This is a genomic window from Streptosporangium sp. NBC_01810 (genome assembly GCF_035917355.1).
Taxonomy (GTDB): Bacteria; Actinomycetota; Actinomycetes; order Streptosporangiales; family Streptosporangiaceae; genus Streptosporangium.
The window spans coordinates 5,707,694-5,719,327 of record NZ_CP109070.1 but is presented as its reverse complement, the minus strand read 5'-3'; the positions used below and the strand labels follow the sequence as shown (position 1 = coordinate 5,719,327).

Below are 11,634 nucleotides of genomic sequence, written 5' to 3'. Positions count from 1 at the left end.
TCTTGATCGCCTTGCCTCGCCCTACTTCGCACTAAAAGGAGTTAGATGTCCTATGCCTCACGAGAGTCCGACAGAGAGGGCGGGGCTGCGGAGAGCGGCGGGTCCGGACGGCTGGCCGCGCCGGGTGTGGGCGGTGTGGGGGCGGGTGGTGAGGTCCGCCAGAGGTCGAGTTCTGCCTGTTGCATGAGGTTCCACAGGGCGGTGGCGCTGCTTGCGCAGACGATGCGGCACTCGTTGGGGTCGGTGCATTGCCAGGCTTCGAAGCGGCGGTGGCGCAGGCTCCAGATGACGAACCAGTCAGGTGCGTGCTGTTGGACCTGTTGGGCGGCTCGGGCCGCGTCGAGGTCAGCGAGGGTCAACATGCTCGGCCAGGATCACATCGGCCGGCAGCGGCAGCCCGTTGCGCACCACATCGGCTGCGTCTTTGGTGCGCAGGATGGCGTGGTGTTCGGCGAGCTGTCTGGCAGCCGCGAGCAGTGTCGGCTCGGAGCTGAGCAGTGGGCTGCCGGCGTGGTTGAGTTCGGGGCCGGTCCACCAGAAGCTTTCGCCGTCGGTGTAGGCCAGCAGCCCGTAGTGGACGGAGACGATGGCGTTGCCGGAGGAGAGTTCGTGGACGTCCGCGTGGATGTGGTGAACCTCAGGCCAGTACGGCGGCCAGGTCCTGGGCGTACTCCACGGCGGTCGGCGGCGCGGCGGCGATCGCCTGGGACGCGGGCTCGCCACCGCACCTGCAATCGCACCCGCACGCGAGGGTGTCGTCCCGCTCAGGGGTCGTGTTCATGCCGCGACCCCCTGGTGGTGCGGGTGGTGTCGCCAGGACGAAGGGGCGTCCGGTGAATGGTCCCGGCCGGGAGCGATGGTGAGCTCCGGCCGGTGCGGACGGCCGGTGCCGGGCATTACCGGGCGGCGCGTGTCCGTACGCCCGGAAGGCCGAGTGTGGGCCGATGGAATCTCGCGCTCGGCCTGGCGGGGCGCGGGCACGACCGGAACGAGGTGCGCGGTGACCTCGTGAGCGGGCTCGAAGGTCGGCAGGGTCCGGCCCAGGCCGAGTCGGCGGCGCACATCGAGGCGCTCGGCCATCAGCTCACCGGACGGCTGCGCGTACTCGTGGTCGGCGGCCTGGCCGGGGCAGCCGTGCGCGTACGGCGCGTGCCCACAAACGGCGCACCCCATCGGCAGCGGCGGCCTCTCCGCGAAACAGCCGCAGCCGCTCACCACGGCCCGGTCGAGAACCGGAGCACTAGGGTTATGCATCGGGTCAGGACTCCCTTCCTGATCAAGGGACCCGTACGGCGTTGTGAGCGCCTGCGGGTCCCGCTTTTTGTAGTCGTAATGTCACTGAGTGAAATCATCAGAACGCAGCGCCACTGGTATCCGCTAGAGGACGATGGAGGATGGAAAGCGGACGTCCTCTGGTGTGTCCGCCCCTTGCGGAGGTGCATCATGGCTGACGTACCGGCATGGGCCGCCCGGCTCCGAGCGGCGAGGAATGAGCGGTGCTGGTCACAGAGAGGGACCATCCGGCGGCTGGCCGAAGCCGCCGACGAGTCCACGCGGGCACACCTGCCGACCCGCGAGTCACTGACCAGGATGCTCAGGGCGTGGGAGTCGGGTAAGCACCGTCCCAACGAGCCCTACCCGCGGCTGCTCGCGCGGGCCTTCGGGGTCAGCGAGGAGAAGTTGTTCGCCGACTCGCTGGATGTTCCCGAACCGGGGAAAGCGTCACAGAATAGTCTCATCCAGAAGGCGTCAGATGGAGACGACGACATGGAACGCCGACGACTTTTACGGCTTGCCGCCGGTGCCGGAATCGGCATACTCGGCATCTCCGGCGAGCCGGTTCGCCAGCTCCTCGACCTGTCCCTCGATCACGATTTCCGCAGTGCAGAGGAATGGGAACTGGCTCGCGAGGACCACCTGCACGCGCTTCGGACCCGGCCTCCCGCGCAGGTGGCGGCCGACCTCATCATCGACCTGCTCCTGGTACGGCGGCAGATGGAAGTGTCGCCTCCCGCCGAGGTCGCCGAACTGCAGCGGGTCCTAGCCACACTCTCCGCCATCCACGGCAACGCGTTGACCCGCCTGGGCGACCACGGGGCGGCCATCCGGTGGTGGCACACGGCTCGCCATGCGGCCGATGCGTCCGGCGATCGGGAAGTGCGACTGCTGGTTCGTGTGTCGGAAGCGGGCACGGGCCTGTACGGACAGCGCGCCCCGGAGACGGTTGTCCGCCTTATTCACGACGCGGAGCGGATCGCCGGCGAACCTTCCGTCGGCTTGATGACCACCCGGGCAAAGGCACTCTCCCTGCTCGGCAGGCACGATGATGCGCGCACGACACTGAACGCTCTTGTCGATCTGGCGGAAAAGGGTGCCGCTGGAGATTCTCTCGGCTTCTGGAAGCCAGATCAGATCCATTTCGCCGAGAGCTGGGTTTACGCCGGTGCGGGTGACGAGGCCAAGGCAGACGCGGCCCGAGAGAATGTGCTCGGGTTCACCCCCGAGTACCAATACGGAACCAACGTCATGCTCCATGAGGCGCTCTGCACGGTCGTCAATGGGGGTGTTGACGAGGGTATGCAACGCGCGGCAACAGTGATCGATGCCCTTTCGCCCGCCTACCGCAGCCGCTACATCATTGAAACCGGGCGGATGCTGCTGCGCGCTGTTCCCCCCGACCAGCGAAACCGTCCGGCCATTGGCGAATTTCGTGAAGTTCTGGCTCTTGAGGTCGTGAGATAGACATCATTCGATTCAACGTCCCGCATGCCAGGCTTGACCGACGGGGCGCCGCTTCCCCCGCTGAGTTTTCGGCCAACTCACCACTCTGATCAAGAACTGGTTTAAGCTCATGAAATACCAGCCCGGACTCCCAGCCGGACTCATCGCCGAGACCGGCACCGTCCTATCCGACCCACCGTAGTAACGCCCAGATTTCAGACACGGTACGGCGCCACCTGCTTGAAGCATTCGGAGTACACCACTGTGACCTAATCCGAGAGTCGGCAAGACAGCAGAAACTTTCCTGTTCACCATGAGCAGGGGAGGTCATGAAGGTGTTGCGATGCACACCTGCCATCTCTCTGCTCAGGTACTTGACGATGCCGGACATAGGTATCACGCGGGCCGTTACCTCCCTCGGCCTCTTAACGATCTAGGAACCCCCGGTATGCCCGCGACACGCCACCTGTTCCGAACCGGAAATCATCAGCAATCAGACATTTTTCCCTGCCTGCTGGACGTCTCTCCCCCGAAAAAGACTAAAATCCCAGCTCAAGAACGCCAGCACCGACCCTCCGGGGTCGGTGAGGATCGCAACACCTCAAGGTCGTAGGTGTCTTCCACGTCGGCGTCCTCCCAGCACCGACCCTCCGGGGTCGGTGAGGATCGCAACGACGTCGACACCCCGGACACCACTCAAGCCCCGCCTCCAGCACCGACCCTCCGGGGTCGGTGAGGATCGCAACGGGGCGGTTGTCGAATGCGAGCGACTCGATCGTCTTCCAGCACCGACCCTCCGGGGTCGGTGAGGATCGCAACCTCGAACTGCTGCGCACCGAGGAAGTGAAGATCCTTCCAGCACCGACCCTCCGGGGTCGGTGAGGATCGCAACGGCGACAAGCGGCGCGAGCACACCCGCGTCCGCCCCCCAGCACCGACCCTCCGGGGTCGGTGAGGATCGCAACGGCGGTGAGGAAGCCCGCAGCAATGAACGCCTCGACCCAGCACCGACCCTCCGGGGTCGGTGAGGATCGCAACGGCGACAAGCGGCGCGAGCACACCCGCGTCCGCCCCCCAGCACCGACCCTCCGGGGTCGGTGAGGATCGCAACTGAATTCGGTGGCCGGGTCCAGCGCGGCGCCGAGCGCGACCAGCACCGACCCTCCGGGGTCGGTGAGGATCGCAACGGCGACCAGGCGTCCGGGCATGCGGCCTGGGGGCCGGTCCAGCACCGACCCTCCGGGGTCGGTGAGGATCGCAACCATGGGATCGTGACTCCCGCCGGCCAGGGCCTCCCCCAGCACCGACCCTCCGGGGTCGGTGAGGATCGCAACCACGAGGGACTGAACGGCTGGCCGTCCCTGACCGCCAACCAGCACCGACCCTCCGGGGTCGGTGAGGATCGCAACTCGCGCACTTTGGCCCGCCGGTCGGCGAATGCGCGCCAGCACCGACCCTCCGGGGTCGGTGAGGATCGCAACTGAAACCCCATCACGCCCCCGTCGCACGAAAGCCACCCAGCACCGACCCTCCGGGGTCGGTGAGGATCGCAACCGCGGTCGGGCGAAGCTGACGGGCTTGGTCCTGGACCCAGCACCGACCCTCCGGGGTCGGTGAGGATCGCAACCCGGTAACGGCCGTGGGTGGGAACACCGGGAACGGCTCCAGCACCGACCCTCCGGGGTCGGTGAGGATCGCAACCTGGCCGAGGCCGCACGCCGCGGCGCGCGCATCAAGCCAGCACCGACCCTCCGGGGTCGGTGAGGATCGCAACCCCGGCTGGGCGGTTGTCGCACCGCCCTGGGGCGGGCCAGCACCGACCCTCCGGGGTCGGTGAGGATCGCAACGTCGGCTTGTCGGCAGGTACGGCGTACCTCATCGAGGCCAGCACCGACCCTCCGGGGTCGGTGAGGATCGCAACGAGGCCGTGGGTGGGGAGCTGGTCAGGGATGATGCTGCCAGCACCGACCCTCCGGGGTCGGTGAGGATCGCAACGTCAACCACCATGGTGTTCACGCTGGCACTCCTTGCCAGCACCGACCCTCCGGGGTCGGTGAGGATCGCAACCTGCCCGGCGCCGACTTTGGTGACCGGGTGCCCGTCCAGCACCGACCCTCCGGGGTCGGTGAGGATCGCAACGCACTTCACCCTCGACACCGGGGGCGTCTGCGTGCCTCCAGCACCGACCCTCCGGGGTCGGTGAGGATCGCAACTGTGGCACGGGACCGGTGGTGGAGCTGGGGGCGGGTCCAGCACCGACCCTCCGGGGTCGGTGAGGATCGCAACGTCATCGGCCGGCACTCGGGCCGTGTCGCGGTTCACCCAGCACCGACCCTCCGGGGTCGGTGAGGATCGCAACAGGAGACCCGGATGCCGACGCCCAACTACCGGGGCCAGCACCGACCCTCCGGGGTCGGTGAGGATCGCAACCGTCCTGTCGACGTTTCCAGCCGTCTGACCATTCGGTCCAGCACCGACCCTCCGGGGTCGGTGAGGATCGCAACTTCTTCGAGGCCAGCCAGGATGTCCGGTTGCTTAGGCCAGCACCGACCCTCCGGGGTCGGTGAGGATCGCAACACAAACATTTAGCACCCTCGGCCGCCCAATCAGGGGCTTCCAGCACCGACCCTCCGGGGTCGGTGAGGATCGCAACATCAAGTGCGGCGGACCAGCGCATGGAATTGGTGTTCCAGCACCGACCCTCCGGGGTCGGTGAGGATCGCAACGATGATGTGCTCGCTACGGCCAGCCGTTTGCTTGGGCCAGCACCGACCCTCCGGGGTCGGTGAGGATCGCAACCTGCGGGAAGCGTGCTTTGCCTGCCGTCTCGGCTCGGCCAGCACCGACCCTCCGGGGTCGGTGAGGATCGCAACCGTGGCCGCGGCCGCCTCACCGCCGAGCTGGAAGAGACCAGCACCGACCCTCCGGGGTCGGTGAGGATCGCAACCAGGGCGGAAGCCGCGGGGTCGAGGAGGTCAAACCGCCAGCACCGACCCTCCGGGGTCGGTGAGGATCGCAACATGGGTTGTGAGCAGAAGACGGCCTTCGGGAGTGAGGCCAGCACCGACCCTCCGGGGTCGGTGAGGATCGCAACTCGACCAGGGCCATGCGCCCGGCCGCTGACGGCATCCCAGCACCGACCCTCCGGGGTCGGTGAGGATCGCAACGCTCATCGCACGGATCTCGGCCAGGGCGACTTGCGGGCCAGCACCGACCCTCCGGGGTCGGTGAGGATCGCAACCGGGCGCCTGCCCGCCGCCGGGTCGGGCGGGGTGGGCCAGCACCGACCCTCCGGGGTCGGTGAGGATCGCAACTTCGCCTCGCTCTCCAGGTCGGTGGCCGCCGACAGCACCAGCACCGACCCTCCGGGGTCGGTGAGGATCGCAACTTCGCTCCCCGGCCCGGACGCATCCGAGCACGCGCGTCCAGCACCGACCCTCCGGGGTCGGTGAGGATCGCAACTGTGGCACGGGACCGGTGGTGGAGCTGGGGGCGGGCCAGCACCGACCCTCCGGGGTCGGTGAGGATCGCAACATGCGCAACGGCAGCGACACACGGACCCTGCGCGGCCAGCACCGACCCTCCGGGGTCGGTGAGGATCGCAACTCAACCCGTAGCTAGTGATCCGGGGTGCGCCCATCGACCAGCACCGACCCTCCGGGGTCGGTGAGGATCGCAACTCGATCGAAGCTCCCGACCTCGCCCGTCGCGAACGCCCAGCACCGACCCTCCGGGGTCGGTGAGGATCGCAACCTCTTCTCGGGAACGATGACAGCGAACGCCGTCATGACCAGCACCGACCCTCCGGGGTCGGTGAGGATCGCAACCAGGACGACAACGCGCCGCTGCTGGTCGACACGGCCAACCAGCACCGACCCTCCGGGGTCGGTGAGGATCGCAACGCCCTGATGATCTCCTCTCCTATCGTCGGAGAGGAGACCAGCACCGACCCTCCGGGGTCGGTGAGGATCGCAACAGGTGAGCTCCCCCGGGGTCAGCGCCGACCAGAAGCACCCAGCACCGACCCTCCGGGGTCGGTGAGGATCGCAACTCGGGCTTCTCCTCCATCACGCCTCCTTCTCGGCCTCCAGCACCGACCCTCCGGGGTCGGTGAGGATCGCAACACTGGCCTGAAGGACAAGGCCGCCGCCGCCCAGAACCCAGCACCGACCCTCCGGGGTCGGTGAGGATCGCAACCCGAACGCCACCACCTACTACACCGACTGGTCGGCGGCCAGCACCGACCCTCCGGGGTCGGTGAGGATCGCAACAAGGAGACCCTCGAGTCGACGAAGGAGGACGACTCCCAGCACCGACCCTCCGGGGTCGGTGAGGATCGCAACGCCGACATCCTCCGCGACATCCGAGGCGGCCAGGTGCCAGCACCGACCCTCCGGGGTCGGTGAGGATCGCAACCTGACTGAACGGACCGACCTGCTCTCCTCCGGCGCCAGCACCGACCCTCCGGGGTCGGTGAGGATCGCAACAAGATGGGCGGCGGCACCGTCTACTCCTGGCAGCTGCCAGCACCGACCCTCCGGGGTCGGTGAGGATCGCAACTGCTGCCACCGGTCTCCACTCCGGCCGCGCCGGCCTCCAGCACCGACCCTCCGGGGTCGGTGAGGATCGCAACGTGTACGCCGCTGGACCTGCCCGTACGGCCCCCGTACCAGCACCGACCCTCCGGGGTCGGTGAGGATCGCAACCCTGCCGGATGGCGCGCGGGTAGAAGAGGAGGAGGTGCCAGCACCGACCCTCCGGGGTCGGTGAGGATCGCAACAGTGTATGACGAGCCGACCGGCGCCGGGCGATGGTTCCAGCACCGACCCTCCGGGGTCGGTGAGGATCGCAACAGATGCTTGGTTCCGAGCTGAGGTGATGGTCACCGCTGCCAGCACCGACCCTCCGGGGTCGGTGAGGATCGCAACAGCGGTACTGGAGAGAACGACGACGCGGCGCGGTCGACCAGCACCGACCCTCCGGGGTCGGTGAGGATCGCAACGATAGGAAGGGTGAGCGGTGAGGGATCGAATCGATAGCCAGCACCGACCCTCCGGGGTCGGTGAGGATCGCAACTGCGGCACCGGCACCCCGGCGCTGATCTTCGCCTGACCAGCACCGACCCTCCGGGGTCGGTGAGGATCGCAACTTCAGCTCCGCACGCGCGTTGGCGAATCCGGGGTTGGACCAGCACCGACCCTCCGGGGTCGGTGAGGATCGCAACCACGGAATCCGGTCTCCAATTCCATGCCGCTACAACCAGCACCGACCCTCCGGGGTCGGTGAGGATCGCAACCTGAGGCTCTCTCCCTGCTGCGCGACACCGCACCGACCAGCACCGACCCTCCGGGGTCGGTGAGGATCGCAACGGGTTGGCCGGCGAGTGCGGCTGGGGTGTGGAGGGGGCACCAGCACCGACCCTCCGGGGTCGGTGAGGATCGCAACCTCCCGCTTAGCCGTTGCCCATGACGCGAGAGTCTCGCGCCAGCACCGACCCTCCGGGGTCGGTGAGGATCGCAACCTCGACCTCCGGATGCCACCGGAGCGACCAGACTTTCCAGCACCGACCCTCCGGGGTCGGTGAGGATCGCAACTAGCCACGTCGCATGCGCAGGGGCGGGCAGCCTATGCCAGCACCGACCCTCCGGGGTCGGTGAGGATCGCAACGGTCTCTGAGCACGAAGGACGGCGCCTGATCAACGGGGCCAGCACCGACCCTCCGGGGTCGGTGAGGATCGCAACGGCGACGCGGATGGCGAACTGGGTGACGCTGAGTTCCACCAGCACCGACCCTCCGGGGTCGGTGAGGATCGCAACTGTGGTGGTCGGGGGAAATGCGGGCCGGGCGGGCACCCAGCACCGACCCTCCGGGGTCGGTGAGGATCGCAACCGGGCCGTCGGTGAGGAGTGTGATCCGGGTGTAGACCAGCACCGACCCTCCGGGGTCGGTGAGGATCGCAACCACGCCGGGAGCTGCTTGGAGCCGTAAGCCTCCAGATACCAGCACCGACCCTCCGGGGTCGGTGAGGATCGCAACTGCCGTGACTGCTGCATCAAGATCACCGGCGCTGACCCAGCACCGACCCTCCGGGGTCGGTGAGGATCGCAACGGGTACCTCGACCAGCTCGACCGCGCGGGGCCGGGGTCCAGCACCGACCCTCCGGGGTCGGTGAGGATCGCAACGGTGCGGACATCTCGACTTCGTACGCTCCGCTGTCCCCAGCACCGACCCTCCGGGGTCGGTGAGGATCGCAACGTGACTACAGGCAGGCCAGAGCGCGCAACGCTGGACCCCAGCACCGACCCTCCGGGGTCGGTGAGGATCGCAACCGATCTCCCGGACGGTTTCCCGGCCGGGGGTGTCCCCCAGCACCGACCCTCCGGGGTCGGTGAGGATCGCAACCCAACGGGCGAGAGCAGCGGCCGACACCTGCTCGGGGCCAGCACCGACCCTCCGGGGTCGGTGAGGATCGCAACTTGCAGGTCCCCAGGGGGAGTAACTCGAACTTCGAGCCAGCACCGACCCTCCGGGGTCGGTGAGGATCGCAACAGGGGCTCCTCCTTCAACACCCCGCCAGGCTTCGCCCAGCACCGACCCTCCGGGGTCGGTGAGGATCGCAACTCGGCGCGGTCGCGCTGCTTGGCGACCTCGCCCTGCCAGCACCGACCCTCCGGGGTCGGTGAGGATCGCAACACGATGTCGGACACCTCGAAGGCGCGCAGCAGGTACCAGCACCGACCCTCCGGGGTCGGTGAGGATCGCAACTCCGTGCGGGTGATGCTCACTGGGCGATGTCCTTCGGCCAGCACCGACCCTCCGGGGTCGGTGAGGATCGCAACGAGCCCAAGCGCGTCCGGAAGGCCAGGCGGAAGCTGACCAGCACCGACCCTCCGGGGTCGGTGAGGATCGCAACCAGGACAACGCCACCTTGAGCGGGTCGCGGCGGGCCCAGCACCGACCCTCCGGGGTCGGTGAGGATCGCAACGTGGCGTTGGTCGCGGTGACCGGCGTTGAGGACAACCCAGCACCGACCCTCCGGGGTCGGTGAGGATCGCAACGGCTGTGGGATGTCGCCTCCGGCCGGCGGTCGGCCGGCCAGCACCGACCCTCCGGGGTCGGTGAGGATCGCAACGCCCCGAGGTTCTGACCGGTGTCGAGCAGACCCCGCCCCCAGCACCGACCCTCCGGGGTCGGTGAGGATCGCAACCGCCACGGCGCCCGCCGTCCCGCCCTCGTCCACAGACCAGCACCGACCCTCCGGGGTCGGTGAGGATCGCAACGGGACCCGGAACATCAGGTGCACGCCCGGGTAGGCGGCCAGCACCGACCCCCCGGGGGTCGGTGAGGATCGCAACGGCATATTTAGGACCGTCACCACGCCGGCCGGACCGCGACCCGCCGCTTCGGGCGACCATTGTTCGTCAACGACGGCGAGTCCTCGACCAACTCGAAGCCCAGGGCGTTGGCGAAGAACTCGATGGCCTGGTCGTGGTCCTCCACGATAATCGCCACCGGTTCGACTCGCGTCTTCGTGATCGTAAGCTCTGTCGGCGGCCTGCGTGTACGGCTCTTCGAACACATATTTCCCATGACTCCCATGATTTTTGGCGGGGGGAACGTGAATTATCGGGAAATTTAATCGCCCTCTCACCATGGTTTTCGGGTTTGCGCTTTATGTCTATTTTGTCATATTTATAAATATAAGTCGCAATTGTCGGATGTGGTGTACTGAATAGTTTTCATGTTCTGCTTTGGCGTGGTTAACGCCTCCTTTTCCTGTTACTGAGCCGATCGTAAGTTTTGGTACGTGTTGGGTAGCGGTGGGAGATCGAGTTCCGGCAGGCGCATGCTGGGGGTATGGCGAGAAAAGGTCGCAGAGCGACGTTCGAGGAGAAGGTTTTCGCCCTCCGGTTGCTGGAGGAGGGCATGTCACCGGATCGGGTGGCCGAGGCGCTGGGGGTGGGCCGTGAGTCGGTGTTTCGGTGGAAACGCCAGGCCCGGGCAGGTGGTGACGAGGCGCTGCGGATCAAGAAGGCGCCGGGTCGGCCGCGGCGGCTGACGCCTGGGCAGGAGCAGAGCGTCAAGGCGGTGGTGCGTGATGTCACCCCCCGTCAGGTACTGGGGACGGCGGTGGCATTGTGGACGCGGGCGCTGGTGGCGTTGGTGATCGCGGCCTGGTTCGGGATCGGTTTGTCGGTGGCGGCGGCCGGGAGGTTGCTGCGCGGGCTGGGCCTGTCGCCGCAACGCCCGGCCTATCGGGCATGGCGGCGTGATCCGGCGGCCGTCACCCGGTGGACGACGGTGCTGTTGCCGCAGATCTGTCGCCTGGCCCGGGCACGGGGGGCGCTGGTGTTGTTCGCCGATGAGATGAGCATGCGCGTCGATCACCGCGCCGGGACCACCTGGGGACTGATCGGACAGACCCCGGTGGTGTGCGCCGGGGCGCAGCGCCGGTCGGTGAAGATGTTCTCGGCGGTCGCCGCGGACGGCACGCTGCGCTACCGGCTGTGGCACGGCTCGATGGACCGCTGGGCGTTTCTCGGGTTCTGCGCGCAGCTGCTGCGCACCGTCATCGGGCCGATCTTCCTGGTCGTCGACGGCTCCTCGATCCACACCGCCGCCGCGGTGCGTGATTTCATCGCACGTACCGGCGGCCGGTTGCGCTTGTTCTTCCTGCCCGCCTACGCCCCCGATCTCAACCCTGATGAGTGGGTCAACCAAAACATCAAGGCCCGGGTGGCTCGTGAGGCGGTCGCCGATGAACACGAACTGGCCGCGGCCATGCACAGCGGCATGCACCGGCTACAGAAACGCCCCGACATCGTCCGGGCCTTCTTCACCGACCCGCACCTGACCTACATCGGCGCATAACGCCGATAGTCCCAAAACTTATGATCGGCTCAGTATGGTG

Annotated in this window: 6 protein-coding genes and 1 CRISPR repeat array; of the genes, 2 read left to right on the top strand and 4 right to left on the bottom strand. The window is 67.6% G+C overall.

Going from position 1 to position 11,634, the window contains the following annotated elements:
- Window positions 1–50 precede the first annotated feature (50 nt).
- From OIE13_RS25240 to OIE13_RS25230, 3 genes are read right to left on the bottom strand one after another with little or no spacing between them, the layout of a single operon-like run.
- On the bottom strand, window positions 51–362 hold the full coding sequence (locus OIE13_RS25240) for a hypothetical protein (protein WP_326635886.1): 312 nt from the start codon (window positions 360–362) through the stop codon (window positions 51–53).
- Window positions 346–723, bottom strand: a complete 378-nt coding sequence (locus OIE13_RS25235; RefSeq protein WP_326635888.1) for a hypothetical protein — start codon at window positions 721–723, stop codon at window positions 346–348. Before OIE13_RS25235 ends, OIE13_RS25240 begins: the two co-directional genes overlap by 17 nt.
- 54 nt (window positions 724–777) lie before the next feature.
- Window positions 778–1,254 carry a hypothetical protein gene (locus OIE13_RS25230; RefSeq protein WP_326635889.1) on the bottom strand — a complete coding sequence of 159 codons (477 nt, stop codon included), beginning with the start codon at window positions 1,252–1,254 and terminating at the stop codon, window positions 778–780.
- 189 nt (window positions 1,255–1,443) lie between these two features.
- Between OIE13_RS25230 and OIE13_RS25225 the strand changes: the two genes are divergently transcribed.
- On the top strand, window positions 1,444–2,742 hold the full coding sequence (locus tag OIE13_RS25225; RefSeq protein WP_326635890.1) for a hypothetical protein: 1,299 nt from the start codon (window positions 1,444–1,446) through the stop codon (window positions 2,740–2,742).
- 540 nt (window positions 2,743–3,282) lie between these two features.
- Window positions 3,283–10,003: a CRISPR direct-repeat array (repeat unit 37 nt; unit sequence CCAGCACCGACCCTCCGGGGTCGGTGAGGATCGCAAC).
- Between the two features lie 91 nt (window positions 10,004–10,094).
- Here OIE13_RS25225 and OIE13_RS25220 read toward each other — a convergent pair.
- Entirely contained in the window at window positions 10,095–10,235 is a 141-nt protein-coding gene (locus OIE13_RS25220) for a VOC family protein (protein WP_326635892.1), read from the bottom strand.
- A gap of 345 nt (window positions 10,236–10,580) precedes the next feature.
- Here OIE13_RS25220 and OIE13_RS25215 point away from each other — a divergent pair, with 345 nt between their 5' ends.
- The gene (locus OIE13_RS25215) at window positions 10,581–11,594 is read left to right on the top strand and encodes an IS630 family transposase (RefSeq protein ID WP_326635026.1); all 1,014 of its coding nucleotides are present in this window, start codon (window positions 10,581–10,583) and stop codon (window positions 11,592–11,594) included.
- The last annotated feature ends 40 nt before the right edge of the window (window positions 11,595–11,634 follow it).